The following is a 24,974-nucleotide window of genomic DNA, read 5'->3' on the forward strand; positions in this document are numbered from 1 at the left end:
AGGCTCATGCCTCGGCCGCGGCGGGGCGCAGCCACACCTCGAAGCGGCTGCCCGCACCGGGTCGGCTGTGCACGCGCACCTGTCCGCCCATGCGCTCGACGGCCTTGCGCACGATCGCCAAACCGATACCGCTGCCCGGATACTCCTCCTGGCTGTGCAGCCGTTCGAACACGGCGAAGATGCGCTCGTGCTGCTCGGGATCGATGCCGATGCCCTCGTCCTGCACGCACAGCACGACCCAGCCCTCGTGCTCGCGGGATCCGATCCGCACCGTGGGCGCCTGGCCGGGGCGCACGAACTTCAGCGCGTTGGACAGCAGGTTCGACAGCACCTGCGCCAGCGTGGTCCGGTGGGCGAGCACCGCCGGGAGCGGTTCGTGCACCTCGACTCTGGCTCCCGTGCGCTCCAGCTCGGGACGCATCTCGTCGAGGATCGCGCGCAGTACCGTCCCCGGCTGCTCGGGTTGGAGGTGCAGGTGGCTGCGCGCCGTGCGGCTGTAGGCCAGCAGGTCGTGCACCAGCCCGTCGAGCCTCTCGCTGCTGTCGGCGAGCCGCTGCGCGAACTGCACACCGTGCGGGCTCATGCGCCCCGACTCGTCCTCGAGCAGCGCCTGCGCGAAGGCCTGGATGTTGCGCAGCGGCGCGCGCAGGTCGTGCGCCACCGAATGCGCGAAACCCTGCAACTGCGCGTTCAGCTCCGCGAGCTCGGCGGTACGCTCATTCACCCGCTGCTCGAGCAGTTCGGCGAACTGGCGCAGCTGTTCGTTGGCTTGTGACAGGTGGTCTGCCTGCACGCGCAGCGCCTCGCGCGACTGGCGCAGCTCCTCCTGCTCGCGCTGCAGGCGGTGCGTGTGGCGTGCCGATCCCCAGTTCAAGGTGAACAGCAGCGCCAGCGCCAATGCGGTCGTGCCCACTGCCGCCGCGGTGCCGCGGGCCGCGGCGCCTTCGGCAGCGTCCAACCGCCGTTCGAGCAGGCGATCCTCCTCTTCGCGCAGCGTGGCCAGCCGAAGCCGTACTTCCTGCAACTCCTGGCGGCTTCGGCTCAGAACGATTTGCTGGACGCGCGCCAACTCGCCGTCCGCGCGAGCGTCGCGCGCCTCGGCCATGGAGGCAAAGCGTGTGTCGAGGGCCTGCAACAGCCCCGTCAGCCTCCGTTGCTGGCTGGGGTTGTCTGCGATGAGGACGTCGAGCTGCTGCGCTTCATCGCGGGCCTGGCGTTCGCCCGATCGGTACTCGGGCAGGTACGTGGTGTCGCCGGTCAGCAGGTAAGCCCGCTGTGCGCTTTCCGCCGCGCTGAGGTTCGCCAGCACCGCTTCGAGATGCGCGATGACCTCGTGCGTGTGCGCGACCCAGCCAGCCGTCGCGATCTGGGCGCGCACCGAGGAGACGGTGAGCGCGCCCGCCGCTACGAGCAGAAGAATCGCCGCCACCGTGGCGGCCCGGAGCAAGGTCGCCGGCCTCATGGCGGGCCATTCTGCCGAAGCGCCCGCTCGGCGGGGCCGCGGCTCGCAACGACAAGGTTTCAGCCCGCGTCCGTCTGCGCGTCCGCGTGCCAGGTGCCGCTCTTGCCGCCACGCTTCTCGAGCAGCCGCACGCCCTCGATGGTCATCCCCCGGTCCACTGCCTTGCACATGTCGTAGATCGTGAGCAAGGCGACCTGCACCGCCGTCAGCGCCTCCATCTCGACGCCGGTTACGCCCACGGTCTCGGCGGTGGCGGTGCAGCGCACCTGGCTGCCCGCTTCGTCGATGTCGAAATCGACGGCGACGCGGGTGAGCGGAACCGGGTGGCACAGCGGGATCAGCTCGCTCGTGCGCTTGGAGGCCTGGATGCCGGCGATGCGCGCCACGCCGAGCACGTCTCCCTTCTTGCTGGTGCCGGCGATGACCAGCGCCAGGGTCTGCGCTTGCATGCGGATACAACCTTGTGCCCGTGCGACGCGGTGCGTGGGCGACTTGGCCGATACATCCACCATGTGGGCCTGCCCTTGGGCGTCAAAATGCGTCAGTGCACTCATGATGCGTGGATGATGCGTGGATGATGCGTGGATGATGCGTGGAATGTCCGGATTGAATCGTTCGATGATACGAGGCGGCTGGAGCCGGTCCCTCGCCTTGACGCTGGCCCTGTGCCTGCCGCTCACGGCCGCGCCGGTGGCCGCTCAACTGCCGAGCCTGGGCGACGCCGGCGAGCTCGCGGTGGGCGCCGAGCGCCGCATCGGCGACCGCATCGCGCGCGAGCTGTTTCGCGACCCCGACTACCTCGACGACCCGATGCTTGCCGAATACGTCGCCAGCATCTGGCAGCCGCTGCTGGCCGCGGCGCGCAAGCGGGGCGATCTGAGCGCGGAGCTCGACGAGCGCTTCGCATGGCGCGTGCTGCTCGGAAAGGACCGCAGCATCAACGCCTTCGCACTGCCGGGCGGCTGGCTCGGCCTGCACCTGGGGCTGGTCGCCGCGAGCGGAACCCGCGACGAGCTGGCGTCGGTGCTGGCGCACGAACTCAGTCACGTCACGCAGCGCCACATCTCGCGGCTCATGACGCGTGAAAAGCGGCAGGCGCCGTGGATGATCGGCGCGATGATCCTGGGGGCTCTCGCGGCCAGCAAGAACCCCGAGGCGAGCAAGGCCGTCGTCACAGGCGGGCAGGCGCTGGCCACCGCCAACCAGCTGAACTTCTCGCGCGACATGGAGCGCGAGGCCGACCGCGTCGGCGTCGGCATCCTGACCCAGGCCGGCTTTGCGCCGCAGGGTTTCGTCGGCATGTTCGAGAAGCTGCAGCAGAACGCTCGCCTGAACGAGGACAGCGCCTCCTCCTATCTGCGCACCCACCCGCTCACCACCGAACGCATCGCGGAGATGCAGGCGCGCCAGGTGCTCGGGGGGCGCAGCGCTGGCGCCGGGCCCGATCTCGAACACCAGCTCATGGCCGCGCGCGCGCGGGTGTTGTCGGCGCCGCGGGCCGATGCGCTCGCAGCGATCGTGCGCGATGCCGGCGCGGTCGCCGACGGCACCCCGCCGGAACGCCGGGCGGCGCTGGCCTACGCAGGCGCGCTCGCCGCCGGCAGGCTGGGCGACGCCGCAGCGGCAACCGCCATCGCCGAGCGCCTGGCACCGCTCGTGAAGACCGATGCCGCGGCGGCGCGCGCGGCGCGGCTGCTTACCGCCGAACTCGCCTTGCTCGCTGGCCAGCCGGCGCGCGCGGCGGACCTGCTGGGCGCCGGCGGCAGCGCCGCGGGAAACCGACCCGAGCTGCTGCTGGGGGCGCAGACGGCCTTGCGCACCGGACGCATCGACGAGGCGGCGCAGGCGCTGCAGACCTGGGTGACGCAGCACCCTGAAGACGGTGCCGCCTGGCAGGCGCTGGCCGGCCTGCGCCAGGCCCAGGGACAGACACTGCGCGCGGTGCGCGCCGAAGCGGAAGCGCAGGTCGCCTGGCTCGATTACCAGGCCGCGCTGGACCGGCTGCGCGCGGCCCAGGAACTCGCGCGCCGCGGCGGCGCGACGCACGACCACATCGAGGCGTCCATCATCGACACCCGCACGCGGCAGGTGGAATCACTTCTTCGCGAACAGGCGCTCGAGCGCTGAATCGATGACCACGCCCAATAGCGAGTAGATCAGCGAACCGAGCAAGGCCGCGCCGAAGCCGCGCACCTGGAAGGCGTCGAGCAGGCCCGAGGCCGCCCAGAACATGAGTGCGTTGATGACGAACAGGAACAGCCCCAGCGTGACCAGCGTGACCGGCAGCGTGAGCACCACCAGCACCGGCCGCACCACCATGTTCAGCAGCCCGATCACGAAGGCCGCTATCAGTGCGGAGGTGAAGTTCGGAACCTGCACGCCGGTATAGATGTTCGCGACGAACAACAGCGCGATCGCACTGAGCAGCCATTTGGCGAGGAGCTTCATGCGCGGAAGAATAGCATCGGGCCTATGGGTCTCCAGTCGGATTTCGGTGCACTTCCGGTCCGCGACGCCGTGCGTTTCCTGCGGTCCGATGGCGACGCTCCTCGGACTCTCGCGGGCACTCCTTCTTCCGTCCCCGAGCACGCTCGAAGGCTGGTCTCTCCGGCCGTCGGTGCCGCTTCCCCCCGGCGCTATCATCCGCCTCCCACCCCCGCAGCCATGGCCGCCATCCACATCACCGACATCGAGGCCGCCATCAACTACTGGCGCGAGAAGAAGCCCTCTCCCGACGGCGTAACCCTGGCACCCGAGTTGCGCGCGCTGGCCGAGGTGTACGCGCTGATGGTGTTCCACCACGAAGAGGAAGCGGCCGAGCAGGGCTTCCCCGCCGCCGCCTACGCCGCCTGGAAGGCGTGGTACGACACCACGCCCGACACGCCCTGCATCGCGATCTGCTCCACCAGCCAGGGCGACGCCGACTGCAAGGGCTGCGGGCGCAGCTTCGAGGAGGTGCAGCGCTGGCCCGAGATGTCACCGGGGGAAAAGCGCCAGACCTGGCGGCGCATCACGCTGCAGGGCGACGCGTGGCGCTTCAACCGCTACAAGGAGCGGGCGCGCGAAGACGTAGCCGCGGCGAGCGGGGCGGCGAGGGACGATGAGGTGAAAAACGACGCGGCGAAAGACGCGGCCGCGAAAGAAGCACCGTCGCAAGGCTCGCCGAAAAGTTGAACACCGCCCGGTAGCTTTCTGAGGCGCAAGGCGCAAGGCGCAAGGCGCAGGGAGCAGGGAGCAGGCAGCAGGCAGCAGGCAGCAGGCAGCAGGCAGCAGGCAGCAGGCAGCAGGCAGCAGGCAGCAGGCAGCAGGCAGCAGGCAGCAGGCAGCGCTGCCCGCGACCTCACTTCCAGCGCACCGGCTCGATATCGACGCTGTTGCGGCCGTCGCCGACGCTCAGCACGCCTTCCTGCACCGTCGCCTGCAGTTGCATCGAGCGCGCGGCAAGGCTCGCCAGCTGCTGGCTGGCAGCCGCCGGAAAACAGAACACTTCCAGGTTGGATAGCCGCGACAGCTTGCCTTCGATGCCGCGCCACCAGATCGGCGCCGCATGGGCGAAGACATAGACGCGCACCCGGTCGGCCTTGCCGCAGGCCTTGGCGATCGGCCGGTCCTCGGGTTGGCCGACCTCGATCCACAGGCGGGTGCGGCCGGTGAAATCGCGCAGCCAGACGTCCGGGTCGTCCGGGTCGGACAGCCCGGCGCCGAAGGCGAGCTGGCCGTCGCCGTTGCAGCTCGCCTGCAGCTCGTGCGCGTTGAGCGCCAGGGCCGCCAGGCGCACCATCATGCGTTCGTCGGTCTCGCTCGGATGGCGCGCCAGCGTCAGCGCGTGGTCGGCGTAGTAGCCGTGGTCGATGTCGGCCAGCTGCACGCTGGCCTTGAAGATGGTGGATTTGAGCGCCACGACAGCCGCTTCAGGCGCGGCGCGCCAGGTCGGCGGCCTTGCCGACGTAGGCGGCGGGGGTGAGCGCGAGCAGCCGGTCCTTCTCGTGCGCAGGAATCTCCAGCGAGCGGATCAGCGCCTGCAGGGCGGCCGCCTCGACGCGCTTGCCCCGGGTCACTTCCTTGAGCTTCTCGTAGGCACCCGCGACGCCGTAGCGCCGCATCACCGTCTGGATCGGCTCGGCGAGCACTTCCCAGGCCTGCTCCAGGTCGGCCGCCAGCGCCTCCTCGTTGAGCTCGAGTTTTGCCAGGCCGATGCCCAGTGAGTGGTAGGCGAGAGCCGCGTAGCCGAGCGCGACGCCCATGTTGCGCAGCACGGTGGAATCGGTCAGGTCGCGCTGCCAGCGAGACACCGGCAGCTTCTCCGACAGGTGCCGCAGCAGCGCGTTCGCCAGACCGAGGTTGCCTTCGGCGTTCTCGAAATCGATGGGGTTGACCTTGTGCGGCATGGTGGACGAGCCGATCTCGCCCTCGCGCAGCCGCTGCTTGAAATAGCCCAGGCTGATGTAGCCCCATACGTCGCGCGACCAGTCCACCAGGATGGTGTTGGCGCGTGCCACGGCGTCGAACAGCTCGGCCATGTAGTCGTGCGGCTCGATCTGGATGCTGTAGGGCTGGAAAGTCAGGCCCAGCCCGAGCGGCTCGGGCGTCTCGACCACCTTGCGGCTGAACGCTTCCCAGTCGAAGTCGGGCCACGCCGAAAGGTGCGCGTTGTAGTTGCCCACGGCGCCGTTCATCTTCCCCATGAGCCGCACCTCGGCGATGCGCTCGCGCGCGTGCGCCAGGCGGACCACCACGTTGGCGATCTCCTTGCCCACGGTCGTGGGGCTGGCGGTCTGGCCGTGCGTGCGACTGAGCATGGGCACGTCGGCGTAGGCGTGCGCCATGGTGCGCAGGCGCGCTACCAGTGCGTCCAGCGCCGGCAGGATCACCTGGTCGCGCGCGGCCTTCAGCTGCAGCGCGTGGCTGGTGTTGTTGATGTCTTCGCTGGTGCAGGCGAAGTGCACGAACTCGGCACAGGCGCGCAGCTCGGGGCGCGCCTCGAACTTGGACTTGATCCAGTACTCCACGGCCTTCACGTCGTGGTTGGTGGTCTTCTCGATCTCCTTGATCGCCAGCGCGTCGGCCTCGGAAAAACCCTTCACGAGCCCGAGCAGGTAGGTGCGCGCTCCGGGCGACAGCGGCTTGAATTCCTCGAAGCCGGCGTCGGACAGCGCGATCAGCCAGCAGACCTCGACCTGCACCCTCCGGTGCATGTATCCCTGCTCGCTCATCAAGGGCCGCAGCGGCGCCAGGCGTGCCGCGTAGCGGCCATCCAGCGGCGAGAGGGCGGCGATGGTGGAAAGCGTCATGCGCGAATTGTAGGTGGGGGTGTCGAGCGGCCCGGGCGTCGCGCGGCAGGCCGAAGCGGCGCAGGCGCGGCACTAGAATCGCCGCTCCCCCCTCAACACGCGTCCCCTCCCATGAAACTGCTCGGTGCCATTTCCAGCCCCTACGTGCGCAAGGTGCGCATCGTGATGGCCGAGAAGAAGCTGGACTACCAACTGGTGCTGGAAGACGTGTGGGCCGCCGACACCACCATCGCCCAGTCCAACCCGCTGGGCAAGGTGCCGTGCCTCGTCATGGAGGGCGGCGAGGCGCTGTTCGACTCGCGCGTGATCGTGGAGTACCTGGACACGCTCTCGCCGGTGGGCAAGCTCATCCCCGTGGTCGGACGCGAGCGCGCCGAGGTCAAGACCTGGGAAGCACTGGCCGACGGGGTGCTCGACGCCCTCATCCTGGCGCGGCTGGAAAACCACTGGGTCCACCGCAAGGAGGGCGAGCGCAGCCAGGCATGGATCGACCGCCAGATCGACAAGACGCACACCAGCCTGCGTGCCATGTCGCAGGGCCTGGCCGACAAGCCCTATTGCGCCGGTATTCACCTCACGCTCGCCGATATTGCGGTGGGCTGCGCGCTCGGCTACCTCGACTTCCGCTTCCCGCAGATCGACTGGCGCGGCGCGCACCCCAACCTCGCCAAGCTGTTCGAAAAGCTGATGCAGCGTCCCAGCTTCATCGACAGCAAGCCCGACTGAACAGGCACCGGGGCCACGCGCAGACCGACAAATAAAAAAGCCGCGAAGCGCCCTGGAACGAAGGAGGGAGGGAGGGAGGAGGAGAAGAGTCGCCCCAGGATTGCATCCGGGGCTGTCGCGCCCGGAAGGCTCCGCAGCAGGAACTGGAGGTGTCTCTTGTCCCTGCCCTCAAGGCCGATGGACACCCGCGCCGCGCGCGGGTTCCCTGGTGCGTATCTGACGCGCAGTAAGACTTTGTGACCGCGCGATTGCGCGGTGGGCCGGGGCTCGCATGTCCTTGCCAGCCCACGGCCGCGGGGGCGACGCTTAAAATTCGGGCAGTCATTCGGAACCCCACATGCTCTACCCAGAACTCTTCAAGCAGCTCGAATCTGTCCGTTGGGACATGGACAAAGACATTCCCTGGCATGCCTTCGACGCGAGCCGCCTGTCGGACGAGCAGGCCACCACCATCAAGATGAACGCGATCACCGAGTGGGCGGCGCTGCCGGCCACCGAGATGTTCCTTCGCGACAACCGTGACGACAGCGACTTTTCCGCGTTCATGTCGATCTGGTTTTTCGAGGAGCAGAAGCACTCGCTGGTGCTGATGGAGTACCTCAAGCGTTTCCGCCCGGAGCTGGTGCCCACCGAGGAGGAACTGCACGAGATCCGCTTCGAGTTCGAGCCCGCCCCCGCGCTCGAGACGCTGATGCTGCACTTCTGCGGCGAGATCCGGCTGAACCACTGGTATCGCCGCGCCAGCGAGTGGCACACCGAGCCCGTCATCAAGCACATCTACCAGACCCTGAGCCAGGACGAGGCGCGGCACGGCGGCGCCTACCTGCGCTACATGCGCCGCGCCGTCAACAAGTTCGGCGACGAAGCCAAGGCCGCCTTCGCCAAGATCGGCGTGCTGATGGCCAGCGCGCGGCGCACCGCGCAGGCCCTGCACCCCACCAACCTGCACGTCAACAAGAACCTGTTCCCGCGCGACACCATCCAGAGCCGCCTGCCCAACCCCGAGTGGCTGGAACACTGGCTCGACAAGCAGATCGATTTCGACCTGCAGTGGGAGAACAAGGTGGTCGAGCGCATTCTGCACAACATGAGCCTGCTCATGGACCGCAGCTTCACGAGCGTGCAGGAGCTCAATCGCTATCGCAAGGAGCTCATCGCCTCCTTGCCCCAGCAGTCCCCGCAGGCCGTCTCCGGCCTCGCGTGATGGCTGGTTCCGGCGGCGCATCTGCCGCCGCCGATTTCCTGGACAAGATCGTGGCGCGGGAGGACGCTGCCGCCGCGGCGTCCCGCCTGCCGCGGCCCGTGGTGTTCACCAACGGGGTTTTCGACGTGCTGCACCGCGGCCATGTCACCTACCTTGCGCAGGCGCGGGCGCTCGGCGCCAGCCTGGTGCTCGCCCTCAACACGGACGCCTCGGCGCGGCGCCTCGGCAAGGGCCCCGACCGCCCGCTTAATGCACTGGAGGACCGCGCCATCATGGTGGCGGCCCTGGCTTCGGTGGACCTCGTGACCTGGTTCGACGAGGACACTCCCGTGCAGCTGTTGTGCGAGTTGCGGCCGGACCTTTATGTCAAGGGCGGCGACTACGACATGCGCACCCTGGCCGAGACGCGTGCAATCGAAGGCTGGGGAGGCCGCGCTCTGGCGCTGCCCTTCCTCGACGGGTACTCGACCACCTCTTTCGTGCAGCGCATCCGCACGCGTTGAAGCAGGGCGACCGCGCGCCGGTTCAGGCGCGGGCGTCGGATGTCGCGGTGCGACGCCCGCGCAGCCAGCCGAAACCGCGGCGCAGCAGGTGCTCGACGTCGTCCACGTAGGTGAACACCACCGGAATCACCAGCAGGCTCAGCACCGTCGAGGTCATCAGCCCCCCGATCACCGCGATCGCCATCGGCGAGCGGAAGCTCGGGTCGGCCGCACCCCAGCCCACCGCGATCGGCAGCATGCCCGCGCTCATCGCGATGGTCGTCATGATGATCGGCCGCGCCCGCTTGTGGCAGGCGTCGAGCAGCGCCTCGAGGCGGCTCATGCCGTGATCGCGCCGCGCGACGATGGCGTACTCCACCAGCAGGATCGAGTTCTTGGTGGCGATCCCCATCAGCATGATCAACCCGATCAGCGACGGCATCGAGAAGCTCGAGCCCGCCAGCAGCAGCCCGACGAAGGCGCCGCCCAGCGACAGCGGCAGCGCCGCGAGGATGGTGACCGGGTGCAGCAGGTCCTTGAACAGCAGCACCAGCACGATGTAGATGCACAGCACGCCGGTGAGCATGGCCAGGCCGAAGCTCGCGAACAGCTCGCCCATCACCTCGGCGTCGCCGATCTCCACCACCCGCACCCCCGCCGGAAGGTTGCGGATCGAGGGCAGCCGCTCCACCGCGGTCTTGACATCTCCAAGCGGCAGCCCGGACAGCTCCACCTCGAAGTTGATGTTGCGCGAGCGGTCGTAGCGGTCGATCACCGCGGGGCCACCCGCCATCTCGATGGTGGCAATTTCGCCCAGCATCACCGGACCGCGTGCGCCCGGCACGCGCAGCCGCTGCAGCGTGGACAGGTCCTGCTGCGCCGCATCCGCCAGCTTCACCACCACGGGAATCTGCCGCTGCGACAGGTTCAGCTTGGGCAGTGCGGCGTCGTAGTCGCCCACGGTGGCGATGCGCAGGGTCTCGCCGATGGCGGCGCTGGTGACGCCCAGGTCGGCCGCACGCGCGAAGTTCGGGCGCACCGCGATCTCGGGGCGCACCAGGCTGGCAGTGGAGGCGACGCTGCCCAGGCCGGGGATGGTGCGCAGGTCGCGCTCCACCGCGCGCGCCGCGGTGGCCAGGGCCTGCGGATCCTCGCCGGTCAGCACCAGCACGTACTTCTCTCCCGAGCCGCCCAGGCCGACCTTGCTGCGCACGCCGGGCAGCGGCTCCAGCGCACGGCGAATCTGGTTTTCGATGGGCTGCTTGCGCGGGCGCTCGCTGCGCTCGGCCAGCAGCACCGTCAGCGTCGCCTTGCGCACCTCGGCCGACGTGGGACTGAACGGATCGCCGCCCGCGCTGCCGCCGCCGATGGTGGTGTAGACGGTCTGCACATGCGGCACCTGCGTGATCAGCCGCCGGGCGTGTTCAGCGGCGTCGCGCGTCCGGGCCAGCGTCGAGCCCGGCGGCAGCTCGAGGTAGACCTGGGTCTGCGAGTTATCGTCCGGCGGGATGAAGCCGGTAGGCAGCAGCGGGATCAGCGCCACCGAGCCGAAGAAGAACAGCGTGGCCAACACCATGGTGCTGATGCGGTGGCGCATGCACCACCTGGCCGCCACCATGTACGCGCGCATCCAGCGCGCGTCCTTCTCCTGCCCGACGATGGGCTTGAGCAGGTAGGCGGCCATCATGGGCGTGAGCACGCGCGCGACCACCAGCGAGGCGAACACCGCGAGCGACGCGGTCCAGCCGAACTGCTTGAAGAACTTGCCGGCGACGCCGCTCATGAAGGCCGTGGGCAGGAACACCGCGATCAGCGTGAAGGTGGTGGCGACCACCGCCAGCCCGATCTCGTCGGCCGCTTCCATGGCCGCCTGGTAGGGCGTCTTGCCCATGCGCAGGTGCCGCACGATGTTCTCCACCTCCACGATCGCGTCATCGACCAGGATGCCCACCACCAGCGACAGGGCGAGCAGCGTCACCACGTTGATGGAAAAGCCCAGGAGGTACATGCCCAGAAAGGCCGGGATCACCGACATAGGCAGCGCCACCGCCGACACGAAGGTGGCGCGCCAGTCGCGCAGGAACAGCCACACCACCACCACCGCGAGGATGGCGCCTTCGTACAGCAGCTTGATCGAAGCGTCGTACTCCTGCTGGACCGGCGTGACGAAGTCGAAGGCCTGCGTGAGCTCGAGGTCGGGGCGCGCCGCCTGGAGTTCCGCGAGCGCCTGGCGCACGCCGGCGCCAACCTCGACTTCGCTCTCGCCCTTGCTGCGCGCCACCTCGAAGCCGACCACCGGCTTGCCGTCGAGGAGGGCGGCCGAACGCGGCTCGGCGTGCGTGTCCGAGACACGCGCCACGTCGCCGATGCGCACCGAGCGCCCGCCCGCCAGCGGCACCTGGATCTGCGCGATCTCTTCGGCCGTGCGCACCGTGGCCAGCGTACGCACCGGCTGCTCGCCGCTGCCGAGTTCGGTGCGCCCGCCCGCCACCTCAAGCTGCATCTGGCGCAGCTGGCGCGAGATGTCGGCGGCCGTGACGCCCAGGGCCTGCAGGCGCTGCGGATCGAGCGCCACCTGCACTTCGCGCGTGACCCCGCCGACGCGCGTGACCGCACCGACGCCCTTGACGGTCAGCAGCTTGCGGGCGACGTCGTTGTCCACGAACCAGGACAGCGCCTCGGCGTCCATGCGCGAGGACGCGATGGCATAGGCAAGCACGGGCTGGCCTGCCAGGTTCAGCTTGCTGACCACCGGATCGCGCAGGTCGGAGGGCAGGTCGGCGCGGATCGCCGACACCGCCGAGCGCACGTCGTCCACCGCTTCCTGCGTGGGCTTTTCCAGGCGGAATTCGGCCGTGACGGTGGCGACGCCGTCCTGCACCTTGGTGTAGATGTGCTTGAGTCCTTGCACCGTCGCCAGGCTGTTCTCGATCTTGCGGGCGACGTCGGTTTCCATCTGCGCCGGCGACGCGCCGGGCAGGGCCGCGGTGACGCTCACCGTGGGCAGGTCGATGTCGGGGAAGTTCTGCACCTTCATGGCATTGAAGGACAGCATGCCCCCGAAGGTGAGCATCACGAACAGCATGGTCGCCGCAATCGGATTGCGGATCGACCAGGAGGAGACGTTCATCATGCTGCGCGGCTCACTTGACGCTGGCGGCGGCGGCGGCGGCGGCGGCGGCGCGCGCGGGCGGGCCGTTCGGAGCGACGGCGGATGCCGGGCCGGCAGCCGCCGGGTCTTCGGCCACGCGCACCAGGTCCCCGTCGCTCAGGAAGCTGGCGCCGGACGCGACGATGCGGTCCTCCGGCGCAAGCCCCTCTCGGATCTCGACGCGGTCCTCGACCATGCGACCGGTCTGCACGCGCACCTGCTCGACGCGGTTGTCGGCGTCCAGCCGCATCACGTAGCTGAAGCCGTCGCGCACCACCACGGCGCCTTGGGGCACGGTGAGCGCGGGCGCGCTGCCAAGGAGGAACTCGCCGCGCGCGAACATGCCCGGCAGCGCGTAGCGCTCGGCACCGGCCACCGGTTTCACATCGACGTAGACCAGCGCCTGGCGGGTCTGCGGATCGACGGTGGGGCCGATGGTGCGCACCCGTCCTTCGAGCCGGGCGCCGCTGGCGGCGGTCACTTCGGCCGGGGTGCCCGGGCGCAGCTGCGCGAGCTCGTCGGAGGTGACGGCGGCCCGCCACTCCAGCCGGCTCTGGCGAATGATGCGAAACAGCTCGGTGCCGCTGCCCACCACGGCGCCGACGGTCGCCGTGCGCGCCGAGATGATGCCGTCGTCCGGGGCCACCACCTGCGCCTGGCCCTGGCGCACCTGGCGTGCCTCCAGCGCGGCGCGTGCGGCCTGCACCCGGGCCTTCGCGGTCTCCGCCGCAGTGAGGTACTGGTTGATTTGCGACGCCGAAAGCGCGCCTGTGGCGTCGAGCTTGCGGGCGCGCTCGGCGTTCGCTTGCGCCTCGGCCGCGGCTGCTTCGGCCTCGGCCAGTGCGGCGCGCGCCTGTGCCGCCTCGGCGTTCACCGTCTCGCGGGCGAAGGTGGCCAGCACCTGGCCGCGCTTGACCCGGTCGCCCACGTTGACCAGCACCTCGGTCAGCCGCTGGCCGCCCGTTTCGGCGCCGATGCTCGCCTCCTGCCAGGCGGCGATGTTGCCGTCGGCCGCCAGCGCGCGCGTGAGGGTGCTGCGCTGCGGCGACGCGGTCGTCACGGTCAGGGCCGGCTTGGGTGCGGGCTGCGCGCCCGACGTGGAAGCGCCGCCTCCGTTTGCGGCCGCGGCATCGGCGGAAGCATCGGAGGAGGCGCCGCTGTTGCAGGCCGTGAGGGTGAGCGCGGCCGCCAGCAAGCAGGCCAGGCGCAGGAGATGGGAGTTCGCGTGCTTCATCGTAGGTGTCGCCAGATGGGGGCTCAGGGACGGCTCGCAAGGGAGGCGGCGCTGTCGCCGCGATCCCAGCCGCCGCCGGCCGCGCGGTACAGGCTGGTCCAGGCAGCCTGCAGCTCGCCGTAGAGGGAAACGAGGCCGGTCTCTGCGGCCAGCAGGTCGCGTCGGGCGTCTTCGAGTTCGACCAGGCTGGCCAGTCCGTTGCGCTGACGCGCTTCGGTCGCCTGGTAGAAGCCGCGGAAGTCCTGGACGGCGGCGCGCGCCTCGTCTTCGCGCGCGCGGGCGCTGTCCAGGGCGACCAGCGCCCGCTCCACTTCGGCCACGGCCTGCCGCACCCGCGCGCGATATACGGCGGCCGCCTCGTCGTAGCGACCGATGGCGCCTTGCACGTTGGCCTCGCGCCGCCCCGCATCGAACAGCGGAACCGAAATGGCCAGTGGACCGATGGCCCAGGTCTGGGCGTCGCTGGTGGTGCCCGAGGCGCGCACCACGCCCGCGGCGATCGAACCGGTCAGGCTCAGGCGCGGGTACAGCGCAGCGCGTGCCGAGCCCACCTCGGCACTTGCGGCGGCAACCGCCTGTTCGGCCTGGTAGATATCGGGGCGCTGCGCCAGCACCTGCGCCGGCAGGCTTTCGATGGCGAACAGCGCGGCCAGGGTGGGCGCAGGGCGGCCGGCCAGCCGCTCGCGCAGCTGCGACTCGGGCACCCCGGTGAGCGCCACCAGCGTCTTGCGCTCCTGATCGCACTGGGCGCGCTGCTGGGTCAGGCGCGCGCGGCCCTCGGCTGCCGTGGCCCGCGCGAGCGCGGCGGTGGCCGGGGGCGTGAAGCCGGCCTCGGCGCTCAGTTGCGTGAGCCGGGCCGTTTCGGTGCGCGAACGCACGTCGTTGCCCGTGACTTCCAGCAGCCACTGGCAGGTCCGCAGGCGAAAGTAGCTCGCAGCCGTGTCCGCCGCGATCGAGATGCGCGCTTCGTGCCAGCCGGCCTGCGCCGAGCGCAGCCGCGCTTCGGCCGCCGCGACTTCGTTGGCGCGCGCGCCGAACAGGTCGATCTCCCAGGCTGCCTGCGCGTTGAGCTGGGCCGTCGTGGCCAGCGGCAGCGGCGGCTGGGCGTTGCCACGGGTGACCGAAGCCGCGCCGTCCACGCCGGGCAGCAGCGCCGCGGCGGTGGCGGCGCGCGCGGCGGCGGCCTGGGCGATGCGGGCACGCGCGGCGTCCACGGTCGGGCTCTGCTCCTGCCCGGCATCGACCAGTTCGGCAAGCAGCGGATCGTTGAACTGGCGCCACCAGGCGCGAAGCGAAGCGATTTCCCCGCCGTGCGGCAGCGGCGCCTGCCACTGCAGCGGTGCGGGCAGGTTGGGCGCTGTCGGGGGGCGGGCAACGGCGCACGCGCCGAGCCACAGGGGCAGCGCCAGTGCGGCGGCCCACCGAAGATGCGTCATCCGGGATGGTCCTCTCGTTGAGAAGCTCTGATTGTCATATCGGTTTGTTGCAGTTCCTCTTGCGCCGGATCACGCCGGCGCCGCGCCCCGGTGCCGGGCTGATCAGCCGAAGACTGCGCGCCAAAGCGTCGTGACCGCCTCGCGCTCCTCGCGCAGGGCATCGGCCGGGACCTGGGTCGGCTGCTCGTTCAGGCGCGCCAGGTGCTGGGCCCGCCGCAGCGCGCGGTAGGCGTCGGCCGCCGCGCGCCCGACACCGTCGGCAAGCAGTCCGCAGGCCTGCGCGCGCTGCAGCAGGCTGATGTTGCCGAGGTTGGGAACCAGCTCGGGATGGTCGCCCGCATGCGCCAGCACCAGGTACTGCACCGCGAACTCCGCGTCCACCATGCCGCCGGGGCTGTGCTTGAGGTCGAACAGGGTGCCGCGCACGGGATGGGCCGCGCGCACCTTGTCGCGCATCGCCACGATCTCGGCGCGCAGCGCGCCGCGATCGCGCGGCGCGGTGATCACGGCCTCGCGCACCGCCTCGAAGCGCGGCGCGAGGGCCGCGGCGCCCAGCACGAAGCGGGCGCGCGTCATGGCCTGGTGTTCCCAGGTCCATGCGGTGTTGCTGCCGCGGTTCTGCTGGTAGTTGGCGTAGGCCTCGAACGTGGTGATCAGCAGGCCCGAGTTGCCGTTGGGCCGCAGCGCCGTGTCGATCTCGAACAGATCGCCTTCGCCGGTCTTGGTGGTGAGCCAGTTGATCAGCTTGCGCACGAAGGCGGTGTAGGCCTCCGGGGCCGCCTCGTCCTCGTCCTCGTAGACGAAGACGATGTCGAGGTCGCTGCCGTAGCCGAGCTCTTTGCCGCCGAGTTTTCCGTAGCCGATGATCGCGAACTGCGGCTCGTCGCGGTGGCGCCCTTTCAGGCGCTGCCAGGCCCAGCGGGCGGTCACCCGCAACACCGCATCGGCCAGCGCGCTCAGGTCGTCGGCCACCTGTTCGACCGTCAGCCGGCCCTCCAGGTCGCGCGCCAGGGTCCGCATGACCTCGGCATGGTGGGCGCGGCGCAGCAGGTCGAGCAGGGCTTCGTCGTCGTCTTCGCGGGTGCGGGCCAGCGCCGCCTGGCGCTCCAGCAGATCGCGCTCGAAGTCGGCGGCGTTGAACCGCTCCTCGAGGAAGCTGTTGCCCGCCAGTTCATCGATCACGCCCGGGTGCTTGAGCAGGTAGCGCGCCGGCCAGCGCGCCGCGCCGAGCAGCCGCAGCAGCCGCTCGTGGACGCCTGGGCGCTCGAGCAGCAGGGCGAGGTAGCTCTCGCGGCGCAGCAGCGGCTCGATCCAGTCGGTCATGCGCAGCGCGGCTTCTTCGCTGACGCGGCCCTCCTGCAGCCACTGCGCGGTGCGTGCGACCAGGCGCAGCAACCGCTGGCGCGCGTCTTCGCGCAGGGCCAGCACGCGCGGATGCTGGCGCCAGGCGGCGAGGCGTTCGCGCAGCTGCGGCGGCAGCTGTGGCAGCAGGGTGTCGAGGTCGGGCGACGGGGCGCGCCGGCCGTTGCAGCCCTTGCATTCCTGGGTGCCGCCCAGCAGGGTGTCGAACTCCTGGGCGACCAGTTCGCGGTGCGCGTCGAGCTCGCGCAGGAAGGCGCAGCAGTCGGGATGCCCCAGCGTGCGCGCGATCCACTGCAGGTCGCCGTCGTCCTGCGGACTGCAGGCCATCGGCAGCACGTGCGTCTGCTGGTCGTCCAGGTACTGGATGCGGTGCTCGACCTGGCGCAGGAACACGTAGGCGCGCGCCAGGGCATCAGCGGTGCCCTGCGGCATGAGGCCGGCGCCCGCCACCCGCTGCAAGGCATCGAGTGTCGGCCGGGTGCGCAGCTCGGGGAACTGCCCGCCGCGCACCACCTGCAGCAGCTGCACGGTGAACTCGACCTCGCGGATGCCGCCGCGCGAGAGCTTGACGTCGTTGGCCCGCTCGGGCCTGCCGGCGGCGCGTCGGGCGGCGTGCTCGCGGATCTGCCGGTGCAGGTCGCGCAGGGACTCGAAGACGTTGTAGTCGAGGTAGCGTCGAAACACGAAAGGCAGCACGGTCTCGCGCAGGGCCTGGGCACTGGCGTCTTCGATGGCGGCGCGCGGAGCGACCACCCGGCTCTTGAGCCAGGCGAAACGCTCCCATTCGCGACCCTGCACCAGGAAGTATTCCTCCAGCGCGTCCAGCGACACCGCCGGCGGGCCCGAGTTGCCGTGCGGCCGCAAGGCCAGATCGACGCGGAACACGAAGCCATGCTCGGTGGGCTCGCCCACCAGGGCATACATGAGCTTGACGACCTTGGCGAAGTACTCGTGGTTGGAGATGCGGCCGCGCCCGTCGATGCCGGCCGTCTCGCCGTCTTCGTCGTAGACGTAGACCAGGTCGATGTCGCTGGACACGTTGAGCTCTCGGGCGCCGAGCTTGCCCATGCCCACCACCCACAGGCGGGCACGCGCGCCGGTGCTCGTCTGCGGCGCGCCGTGCTGTGCGTCCAGCTGCGCGAATGCCTCGGTGCAGGCGCGGTCCAGCGCCAGCTCGGCCAGCGCTGTCATGGCCAGGGTGACGTCCTGCAGCGGTGCCTGCTCGTCGCAGTCGAGCCGCACCAGCCGCTCCAAGGTGAGCTGGCGCAGGATGCGTAGTGCAGTCGCCAGGGGATCGCCCCGCCCGAGCAGGCGCTCCAGGCAGTCGGCGAGCACCTGCCGTGTGGGCATGCCTTCGGGCAGCAGCGCGAGCTCGCCCGCGTAGCGCCTGCGCAGCCGCTGCACGAATCGCGAGTGCGCGGAGAGCGGCGGCTCGCCCTCTCCGTCAGGCGCGCTTGCCGTGTGGCCGTGTAGCACGCGGGCGCCGGCGCAAAGGCCCTCGTCCGCGGCACCCTCTGCCGAGCCCGCACGGGCGTCTTCGGGACCGGCCTTCATAATTCCCGCCACTTTCGTGTTTCCATGGACGATTCGCTGCTGCCTTCGCGCGCGCTGCGCGTTTTCACTGCCGTTGCCAGCGCGTTGTGGTGGCTTCTGGTGGCCTTCTGGCTGGTGCTCGCGCTCGGCTGGGGCGCGCTGCATGGCTGGATTGTGCCGCGTGTCGGCGAGCTGCGACCGCAGCTGGAAGCGCAGGCCACGCGGGCGCTGGGGGCTCCCGTGCGCATCGGCGCGGTGGCCGCGCGCAGCGAGGGGCTGGTGCCCACCTTCGAGCTGCGCGACGTGGTGGTGCACGACGCGCAGGACCGAGCGGCGCTCACGCTGCCGCGCGTGCTGGTCGCCGTATCGCCGCGCTCGCTCTGGAAGTTCGGCCTGGAGCAACTGGTGGTCGAGAACCCGCGGGTCGAGGTGCGCCGCGCGGCCGACGGCCGGGTGTTTGTCGCAGGGATGGACGTCTCCTCCGGTGGCGACGACGCCTCGGCGGCCGACTGGTTCTTCCGGCAAAAGGAAGTCCTGGTGCGGGGCGGCACGCTGCGCTGGATCGACGAGCAGGCCGGCGCGCAGCCGCTGGAGCTGACCGACCTGCAGTTCGTCAGCCGCAACAGCGTGCGGCGCCACGCGCTGCGCCTGGACGCCACGCCGCCGCCCGGGTGGGGCGAGCGCTTCACCTTGCGCGGCGTGTTCCGCCAGCCGCTGCTGTCCACACATGCCGGACGCTGGCAGGACTGGAGCGGGCAGCTGCACGCCGAGTTCGCCTCGGTGGACCTGGCGCACCTGCGCCCCTACGGCGTGGGCGGCGCGGTGGTGCAGGGCGGGCGCGGGGCGCTGCGGGCCTGGATCGACGTCGAGCAGGGGCGGGCCGTCGGCGCCGTGGCCGATCTCGCGCTGCGCGATGCGCAGGCGCAGCTCGCTGCCACGCGTGCGCCGCTGGCGCTGCAAAGCCTTTCCGGACGCCTCACCGGGCGGCACCTGCCCGATGGAGGGGTCGAGCTGGAAACGCACAGCCTGCAGTTCGAGACCGCCGACGGCCGGCCGTGGCCCGGTGGCAACGTGGCCCTGTCCTGGAGCCCGACGCAGGGCGGCCGGGGCAGCCTGCAGGCCGACCGCCTGGACCTGGACGCGCTGGCGCGCATCGCCGGCCACCTGCCCCTGGAACACGAGCAGCTGCGCTCGCTGCTGCGGCAGGCGCCGGCCGGGCTGGTCGAAGCGGTGCAGGCCCGCTGGAGCGGACCGCTGGCGCAACCCCGCGCCTACCAGGTGCGGGGCCGGGTCGTCGGCCTCGGGGTCGCCGCGGGCGCAGGCCTGCCGGGGGTGCGCGGTGCAAGCGTGGAATTCGCGGTGAGCGAAGACGGCGGCACGGCCCGGCTGCAGGTGCGCAACGGCGCGCTCGAACTGCCGGGCCTCATCGCACAACCGACGGTGCCGGTGGAGCGGCTCGCGGCCGATCTGCAGTGGCAGCAGCACGCGGACGGCCGGATCATGCTCGAGGCGCGGGGCCTGGAGCTTCGCAATGCCGACCTGCACGCCGAGGGCCAGGCCAGCTGGCGCACCGGTGAGGGAGCGCGCGGGCGCTTCCCCGGCGTGCTGGACCTGCGCCTGAACCTGCCGCGTGCCGAGGGCACCCGGGTGTGGCGCTACCTGCCCATGGCAGTGGGACAGGACGTGCAGGACTACGTGCGCCAGTCGGTGCTGTCCGGCAAGGCGAGCGAGGGCCGCATCCGCGTGCGCGGCGACCTGCGCGATTTTCCGTTCGCCGACCGGCGCAGCGGCGAGTTCCGCGTTTCCGCACGCGTGCGCGATGCCAGCTACGACTTCGCACCCAAGGCTTTGGCGGCGCCGGCCGCCGGCACCTGGCCGCAGCTGACGCAGTTGTCGGGCGAGCTGGTGTTCGAGGGTGCGGGCATGCAGGTGCGCAATGCCCAGGGGCGGTTCGCCGGCACGGCGCTGCAGGTGCAGGCCGACGCCTCCATCGCCGACCTGGAGGCGCCGACGGTCCTCGTCAACGGGCAGGTGCGCGGTGCGCTGCCGGAGGCGCTGGCCGTCTTCAACGCCTTGCCGGTGGCCCATGCCCTCGGGCAGCCCCTGTCCACGATGACGGCCGGTGGTCCGTCGGACCTGCGCCTGCGGCTGGCGCTGCCACTGGCCAACCTGGCGGCGGCGCGGGTGCAGGGCAGCGTGGCACTCGCGGGCAATGAGCTGCGGGTGCGGCCCGATGTCCCGGCGCTCTCGCGCGTGCGCGGAACCGTCGCCTTTACCGAGAGCGGCTTCACGCTGTCGGCAGTGCAGGCGCAGGCCCTGGGCGGCGATTTGCGCATCGAGGGCGGAACGCGCCAGCCACCCCCCGCGTCGAGCGAGCCGCACACGGTGCTGCGCATCCAGGGCGTGGCCACGGCCGAGGGCCTGCGCCAGGCGAGCGAGCCGGGGGCGCTGGCGCCGCTCGCACGTGCCGCGAGCGGCGCGACCGGCTACAGCGCCACCCTCGGGCTGCGTGCGTCGGGGGTGGACGTGGCCGTCACCAGCACGCTGCAGGGCATGGCGCTGGACTTGCCGGAGCCGCTGGGCAAGCCGGCCGAATCGAGTCTTCCGCTGCGCTTCGAACTCGCCGCCCTCCCCGATGCCGCGCGGCCCTCCGACCAGCTCGTGCTGGAGCTCGGCACGGCCGTGGCAGCGCGCTTCGTGCGGGACGTGTCGCGCGCCGTGCCGCGGGTGGTGCGCGGCGCCATCGGTGTCGGGCTTGCCGGAGGTGAGTCGGCGCCGCTGCCGCCGAGCGGCGTGATGGCGAACGTCCAGCTCGGCACCGTGAGCGTCGATGCCTGGCAGGAGGTCTTCGAGCGCCTGGTGGCGCCAACCGCGCCCGGCGCCACGGGCGCCGCCACAGCGACCGCCGCCACCAGCGACTACCTGCCGACCACGCTGGCGGTGCGCGCGCGTGCGCTCACGGCGCAAGGACGCACCCTGCACAACGTGGTGGTGGGAGGCTCGCGCGTGGCGACCGTTTGGCGCGCCAACGTGGACGCCGACGAGCTCAACGGCTACGTGGAGTACCGGCAGCCTGCGCCCGGCCAGGCCGGCCGCGTGGTGGCACGCCTGGCGCGGCTGTCGCTGGCCGGCTCGACCGCCGGCGAAGTGGAGTCGCTGCTGGACGAGCAGCCGGCAAGCGTTCCGGCACTGGACGTGGTGGTGGAGGATTTCGAGCTGCGCGGACGCCGGCTCGGCCGCCTGGAGATCGAGGCCGTCAACCGCGGCGGCGCCATGCCCGAATGGCGGCTCAACAAGCTCAGCCTGGCGATGCCGCAGGCGCAGTTCACCGCCAGCGGCAACTGGGCTGCCGTGGGCGCAGGCCCGGCGCTGCGGCCGGGCACGCCGGAACGCCGGCGCACGGTGATGAATTTCCGGCTCGAGATCGCCGATTCGGGTGGCCTGCTCGAGCGGCTCGGCATGCCCGGCGTGGTGCGGCGCGGCCGCGGCAAGCTCGAAGGCCAGGTAGCGTGGCTCGGCTCGCCGCTTGCGCTGGACTACCCGAGCATGAGCGGCAACGTCGCGGTGAACGTGGAATCGGGGCAGTTCCTCAAGGCCGACCCGGGGCTGGCCAAGCTGCTGAGCGTGCTGAGCCTGCAGTCGCTGCCGCGGCGCCTCACGCTGGACTTCCGCGACATCTTCAGCGAAGGCTTCGCCTTCGATTTCGTGCGGGGCCACCTCGATATCGAGCAGGGCGTCGCCGGCACCAACAACCTGCAGATGAAGGGCCTCAACGCCGCGGTGCTGATGGAGGGCCGGGCCGACCTTGCACGCGAGACGCAGGACCTCAAGGTGGTGGTCGTGCCCGAGATCAACGCCGGCACCGCATCGCTGGTGGCCACGGTGATCCACCCGGCCATCGGCCTGGGCACCTTCCTCGCGCAGATGTTCCTGCGCGAGCCGCTCATGCGCGCGGCGACCCAGGAGCTGCACATCGACGGCACCTGGGCCGAGCCGCGCGTGAGTCGCGTCCCGCGCCGCCCGGAGGGCAGCCGAACCGAGTCGGGCGCCGCGGCCGCGGGCCCCGATGCCCTCGCGCACGGTGCAAACTGACGGCTTCGAAACTTTCGCCACGCGAGGAACCCAGCCATGCCGCTCCAAGCCGCCGTCGTGCAGATGGTGTCGTCCACCGACCTGCATGCCAACCTCGCCACCGCCCGTGCGCTGATCGAGCAGGCCGCGCGCCAGGGCGCCGAGCTCGTCGTGCTGCCGGAATACTTCTGCCTCATGGGCCGACGCGACGAGGACAAGCTGCAGGTGCGTGAAGCGCCCGGGGACGGGCCGGTGCAGGCCTTCCTCGCCGACACCGCCCGCAGCGCGGGCGTGTGGCTGGCCGGCGGCACGCTGCCGCTGCGCGCCGCGCGCGAGACGCACGTGCGCAACAGCACCCTGGTGTATTCGCCAGCCGGTGAGTGCGTGGCCCGCTACGACAAGATCCACCTGTTTTGCTTCGACAGCGGGCGCGGCGAAGCGTACGACGAGTCACGCGTCATCGAGCCGGGCGCCGAGCCGGTGGTGTTCGAGCTGGCTGCTCGCAGCGGCCGGCGCTGGCGCATCGGTCTGTCGGTGTGCTACGACCTGCGCTTTCCCGAGTTGTACCGCCGCCTCGGGGCCGCGGGGGCCGAGGTGCTGCTGGTGCCGAGCGCCTTCACCCACACCACCGGCGAGGCCCACTGGGAGGTCCTGCTGCGGGCCCGTGCCATCGAGAACCTGGCGTGGGTGCTGGCGCCGGCCCAGGGCGGGCAGCACGAGAACGGCCGGCGCACCTGGGGCCACTCGATGATCGTGGACCCGTGGGGCGGGGTGCAGGCCTGCCAGGACACGCCTGGCGCCGGCGTGCAGCTCGCCACGCTGGACGAGGTCCGGCAGGCGCGGCTGCGCCAGCAGTTGCCTGCCCTGGAACACCGCGTGCTGACATGACGACGACGGTCCGGCGCATCGACCCGGTACGACATGTCGCCACGCGCGCGGCGAGGCCGCCACGGTGAGCGCGCTGGCGCCGCCGTTGCTGCGGGTGCTGCCCTCCAGCGCGCCGCTGCGCCGCTCGCTCGGCGCGCGCTGGGCGCTGTGGGCGCTGCTGGTCGCATTGGTGGCTCTGGTGCTCGGGACGCTCGTGTGGCTGGCCGGACGCTACGAGGCGACGCAGGTGCAGTTCAACCTCGACCGTGACGCTGCCGCGGCCGCGGCCGACATCCGGTCGGGGCTCGCGCGCAACGCCCAGAGCCTGCAGGCGCTGCAGGCCACGAGCAGCGATCCGCAGGAATGGCACGCCGGCGCCTCCCAGCTGCTGCGCGAGCAGCACGAGTGGCTGCGCATCGAGTGGCGCGACGCCCAGCTGCGCACGCTGGCCGTGGCCGAGACGCCCTATCTCGCGCCGCTGTTCGAGCGCTTCGGGCGCTCGCAGGCCCAGCCCGACGTGCTCCTGGCCTGCGCCCACGGTCGGCGGGTGGGCGGGCCGGCCTATTCCACCAGCTACTTCGTCCCGCAGACGGACGGCCTCGGCCTGGAGGTCATGGAGCTGTGCCTGCCGCAGATGCAGGGCGGCGAGATCACCGGCTACGTAGTGGCGACCTATTCGCTGTCGGAGGTGCTGGCCCGGCTGGTGGGCCCGCAGCTGGCGCGCAGCCAGCAGGCCTCGTTCAACGAGGTCGATGGCACCCGGCTGGCGCTCGCCGGCCTGGCCCAGCGGGGCAGCCGCACCTTCACCTCGCAGCAGCTGCTCGACCTGCCCGGCAACACCATCCTGCTGCGCCTGGACAGCTGGCGCGTCGCGCCCGACCTGTTCCCCAACGTGCTCACCGCCTTGGTGACGGCGATGTCGATCACCCTCGTGGTGGTGCTGTCGCTGCTGGTCAAGGACGTGCGGCGCCGCGTCCAGGTGGAGCAGGACCTGGCCGAGGCGCTGGCTTTCCGCAAGGCGATGGAGGACTCGCTGGTCACCGGCTTGCGCGCGCGCGACCTGCAGGGGCGCATCACGTACGTCAACCCGGCCTTCTGCGAGATGGTGGGGTTCAGCGCCGAGGAGCTGATGGGCCGCTCCGTGCCGGCGCCCTACTGGCCGCCCGAACTGGCCGGCGAGTACCAGAAGCGCCAGGAGATCCGCCTCGCCGGCCAGCACGCGCCACCGCGCGAAGGCTTCGAATCGGTCTTCATGCGCAAGGACGGCTCGCGCATCTCGGTGCTGATCATCGAGGCGCCGCTGATCAATGCGCAGGGCGTGCAGACCGGCTGGATGAGCGCATTCCTGGACGTGAGCGAGCAGCGGCGCGTCGAGGAGCTGTCGCGCGCCAGCCAGGAGCGGCTGCAGGCCACGGCGCGCCTGGCGACGGTGGGGGAGATGGCCTCGCTCCTGAGCCACGAGTTGAACCAGCCGCTGGCCGCGATCGCGAGCTATGCCACGGGGTCGCTCAACCTGCTGCAGGGCGGGGCGGTAGACGGCATCGAGCTGGCGCTGCAGCGGATCGCACAGCAGGCCGAGCGTGCCGGCAAGGTGATCCGCAGCGTCCACGATTTCGTGCGGCGGCGCGAGCAGGCGCGCGAACCGGTGGCGCCGCAGGCGCTGGTGGACGCCGTCATGCCGCTGGTGAACCTGCAGGCGCGCAAGCTCGGGGTGACGGTGGTCACGCGGCTGCCCTCGGGGCTGGGACAGGTGGAGTGCGACCGCACCATGGTCGAACAGGTGCTGCTGAATCTCGCGCGCAACGCGATGCAGGCGATGGACGCAGGGCATGTGCAGCGGCCTTCGCTCACGCTGCAGGCGCGGCGCGTCCGGCCCGCGGAGCCCGGCGGCAAATCCTGGGTCGAGTTCTCGGTGATCGACGTCGGCCCCGGCATCTCGCCCGAGGTGCGCCAGCAGCTGTTCACGCCCTTCTTCACGACCAAGGCCGAAGGCATGGGCTTGGGGCTGTCCCTGTGCCGCACGGTCATCGAGCAGCACGGCGGCGCGCTCGTGTTCGAGCCCCACGTGCCGCAGGGTACGATCTTCCGCTTCACGCTGCCGGTGGCGCAGACCGCGGGCGCTCCCGCTGCTGCCCCGCACCCGGTTTCCGCCTGA

The 24,974-nt window shown here is 71.1% G+C and carries 17 protein-coding genes; 8 read left to right on the top strand and 9 right to left on the bottom strand.

Translation table 11 applies throughout. The annotated features are described in order from the left end of the window. Positions 1-4: 4 nt before the first annotated feature. Both WG922_RS10205 and moaC read right to left on the bottom strand, forming a co-directional pair. The gene (locus WG922_RS10205) at positions 5-1,462 is read right to left on the bottom strand and encodes a sensor histidine kinase (RefSeq protein ID WP_340282461.1); all 1,458 of its coding nucleotides are present in this window, start codon (positions 1,460-1,462) and stop codon (positions 5-7) included. Positions 1,463-1,521: 59 nt separating this feature from the next. Continuing rightward, positions 1,522-2,016, bottom strand: coding sequence for a cyclic pyranopterin monophosphate synthase MoaC (gene moaC, locus WG922_RS10210; RefSeq protein ID WP_340282462.1), 495 nt, complete (start codon positions 2,014-2,016; stop codon positions 1,522-1,524). A gap of 43 nt (positions 2,017-2,059) precedes the next feature. On the opposite strand from moaC, the gene WG922_RS10215 reads away from it, so the two are divergent. Beyond that, positions 2,060-3,589: a M48 family metalloprotease gene (locus WG922_RS10215; protein WP_445322813.1), complete on the top strand. Its 1,530-nt coding sequence runs from the start codon at positions 2,060-2,062 to the stop codon at positions 3,587-3,589. Here the strand turns inward: WG922_RS10215 and WG922_RS10220 are convergent. Beyond that, entirely contained in the window at positions 3,557-3,910 is a 354-nt protein-coding gene (locus WG922_RS10220) for a phage holin family protein (protein ID WP_340282463.1), read from the bottom strand. The two genes, WG922_RS10215 and WG922_RS10220, sit on opposite strands and share 33 nt — an antisense overlap. 216 nt (positions 3,911-4,126) lie before the next feature. Here WG922_RS10220 and WG922_RS10225 point away from each other — a divergent pair, with 216 nt between their 5' ends. Next, on the top strand, positions 4,127-4,636 hold the full coding sequence (locus WG922_RS10225) for a DUF3717 domain-containing protein (RefSeq protein ID WP_340282464.1): 510 nt from the start codon (positions 4,127-4,129) through the stop codon (positions 4,634-4,636). A gap of 166 nt (positions 4,637-4,802) precedes the next feature. Here the strand turns inward: WG922_RS10225 and WG922_RS10230 are convergent, their stop codons facing one another. Continuing rightward, complete coding sequence (locus tag WG922_RS10230; protein ID WP_340282465.1) at positions 4,803-5,363, bottom strand: YaeQ family protein; 561 nt, start codon at positions 5,361-5,363, stop codon at positions 4,803-4,805. Positions 5,364-5,373: 10 nt separating this feature from the next. Next, complete coding sequence (gene purB / locus WG922_RS10235) at positions 5,374-6,753, bottom strand: adenylosuccinate lyase (RefSeq protein ID WP_340282466.1); 1,380 nt, start codon at positions 6,751-6,753, stop codon at positions 5,374-5,376. Positions 6,754-6,864: 111 nt separating this feature from the next. Between purB and WG922_RS10240 the strand changes: the two genes are divergently transcribed. The 3 genes from WG922_RS10240 (at position 6,865) to WG922_RS10250 (ending at position 9,186) form a co-directional block, all read left to right on the top strand. After that, complete coding sequence (locus WG922_RS10240; protein WP_340282467.1) at positions 6,865-7,479, top strand: glutathione S-transferase family protein; 615 nt, start codon at positions 6,865-6,867, stop codon at positions 7,477-7,479. Positions 7,480-7,816: 337 nt separating this feature from the next. After that, the gene (locus tag WG922_RS10245; protein WP_340282468.1) at positions 7,817-8,683 is read left to right on the top strand and encodes a ferritin-like domain-containing protein; all 867 of its coding nucleotides are present in this window, start codon (positions 7,817-7,819) and stop codon (positions 8,681-8,683) included. Further along, positions 8,683-9,186, top strand: a complete 504-nt coding sequence (locus tag WG922_RS10250) for an adenylyltransferase/cytidyltransferase family protein (RefSeq protein WP_340282470.1) — start codon at positions 8,683-8,685, stop codon at positions 9,184-9,186. Before WG922_RS10245 ends, WG922_RS10250 begins: the two co-directional genes overlap by 1 nt. A 22-nt stretch (positions 9,187-9,208) precedes the next feature. On the opposite strand, the gene WG922_RS10255 is transcribed toward WG922_RS10250, so the two are convergent. The 4 genes from WG922_RS10255 to glnE all read right to left on the bottom strand — a co-directional run bounded on the left by WG922_RS10255 (position 9,209) and on the right by glnE (position 17,902). Next, complete coding sequence (locus WG922_RS10255) at positions 9,209-12,295, bottom strand: efflux RND transporter permease subunit (protein ID WP_340282637.1); 3,087 nt, start codon at positions 12,293-12,295, stop codon at positions 9,209-9,211. Between the two features lie 13 nt (positions 12,296-12,308). Beyond that, positions 12,309-13,550, bottom strand: coding sequence for an efflux RND transporter periplasmic adaptor subunit (locus WG922_RS10260; RefSeq protein WP_340282472.1), 1,242 nt, complete (start codon positions 13,548-13,550; stop codon positions 12,309-12,311). Between the two features lie 23 nt (positions 13,551-13,573). Continuing rightward, positions 13,574-14,986 (bottom strand): efflux transporter outer membrane subunit, encoded by a 1,413-nt coding sequence (locus WG922_RS10265; RefSeq protein ID WP_340282474.1) that lies wholly within the window; start codon positions 14,984-14,986, stop codon positions 13,574-13,576. A gap of 102 nt (positions 14,987-15,088) precedes the next feature. Further along, positions 15,089-17,902 carry a bifunctional [glutamate--ammonia ligase]-adenylyl-L-tyrosine phosphorylase/[glutamate--ammonia-ligase] adenylyltransferase gene (glnE, locus tag WG922_RS10270; RefSeq protein ID WP_340282476.1) on the bottom strand — a complete coding sequence of 938 codons (2,814 nt, stop codon included), beginning with the start codon at positions 17,900-17,902 and terminating at the stop codon, positions 15,089-15,091. Positions 17,903-17,926: 24 nt separating this feature from the next. Here glnE and WG922_RS10275 point away from each other — a divergent pair, with 24 nt between their 5' ends. The 3 genes from WG922_RS10275 (at position 17,927) to WG922_RS10285 (ending at position 24,974) form a co-directional block, all read left to right on the top strand. Beyond that, positions 17,927-21,973 carry a YhdP family protein gene (locus WG922_RS10275; RefSeq protein WP_340282477.1) on the top strand — a complete coding sequence of 1,349 codons (4,047 nt, stop codon included), beginning with the start codon at positions 17,927-17,929 and terminating at the stop codon, positions 21,971-21,973. Positions 21,974-22,009: 36 nt separating this feature from the next. Next, positions 22,010-22,840: a carbon-nitrogen hydrolase family protein gene (locus tag WG922_RS10280; RefSeq protein ID WP_340282478.1), complete on the top strand. Its 831-nt coding sequence runs from the start codon at positions 22,010-22,012 to the stop codon at positions 22,838-22,840. A 64-nt stretch (positions 22,841-22,904) separates the two neighbouring features. Next, positions 22,905-24,974, top strand: coding sequence for a two-component system sensor histidine kinase NtrB (locus tag WG922_RS10285; RefSeq protein ID WP_340282479.1), 2,070 nt, complete (start codon positions 22,905-22,907; stop codon positions 24,972-24,974).

Origin of the sequence: Ramlibacter sp. AN1015, from assembly GCF_037726105.1 — a bacterium.
In the GTDB taxonomy this organism is placed as follows: Bacteria; Pseudomonadota; Gammaproteobacteria; order Burkholderiales; family Burkholderiaceae_C; genus Ramlibacter.

Excerpts from the sequence above, each read along its gene's own strand:
- WG922_RS10205 (WP_340282461.1), bottom strand. The coding sequence starts at position 1,462 with ATGAGGCCGGCGACCTTGCTCCGGGCCGCCACGGTGGCGGCGATTCTT.
- moaC (WP_340282462.1), bottom strand. The coding sequence starts at position 2,016 with ATGAGTGCACTGACGCATTTTGACGCCCAAGGGCAGGCCCACATGGTG.
- WG922_RS10215 (WP_445322813.1), top strand. The coding sequence starts at position 2,060 with ATGTCCGGATTGAATCGTTCGATGATACGAGGCGGCTGGAGCCGGTCC.
- WG922_RS10220 (WP_340282463.1), bottom strand. The coding sequence starts at position 3,910 with ATGAAGCTCCTCGCCAAATGGCTGCTCAGTGCGATCGCGCTGTTGTTC.
- WG922_RS10225 (WP_340282464.1), top strand. The coding sequence starts at position 4,127 with ATGGCCGCCATCCACATCACCGACATCGAGGCCGCCATCAACTACTGG.
- purB (WP_340282466.1), bottom strand. The coding sequence starts at position 6,753 with ATGACGCTTTCCACCATCGCCGCCCTCTCGCCGCTGGATGGCCGCTAC.
- WG922_RS10240 (WP_340282467.1), top strand. The coding sequence starts at position 6,865 with ATGAAACTGCTCGGTGCCATTTCCAGCCCCTACGTGCGCAAGGTGCGC.
- WG922_RS10245 (WP_340282468.1), top strand. The coding sequence starts at position 7,817 with ATGCTCTACCCAGAACTCTTCAAGCAGCTCGAATCTGTCCGTTGGGAC.
- WG922_RS10250 (WP_340282470.1), top strand. The coding sequence starts at position 8,683 with ATGGCTGGTTCCGGCGGCGCATCTGCCGCCGCCGATTTCCTGGACAAG.
- WG922_RS10255 (WP_340282637.1), bottom strand. The coding sequence starts at position 12,295 with ATGAACGTCTCCTCCTGGTCGATCCGCAATCCGATTGCGGCGACCATG.
- WG922_RS10260 (WP_340282472.1), bottom strand. The coding sequence starts at position 13,550 with ATGAAGCACGCGAACTCCCATCTCCTGCGCCTGGCCTGCTTGCTGGCG.
- WG922_RS10265 (WP_340282474.1), bottom strand. The coding sequence starts at position 14,986 with ATGACGCATCTTCGGTGGGCCGCCGCACTGGCGCTGCCCCTGTGGCTC.
- glnE (WP_340282476.1), bottom strand. The coding sequence starts at position 17,902 with ATGAAGGCCGGTCCCGAAGACGCCCGTGCGGGCTCGGCAGAGGGTGCC.
- WG922_RS10275 (WP_340282477.1), top strand. The coding sequence starts at position 17,927 with ATGGACGATTCGCTGCTGCCTTCGCGCGCGCTGCGCGTTTTCACTGCC.
- WG922_RS10280 (WP_340282478.1), top strand. The coding sequence starts at position 22,010 with ATGCCGCTCCAAGCCGCCGTCGTGCAGATGGTGTCGTCCACCGACCTG.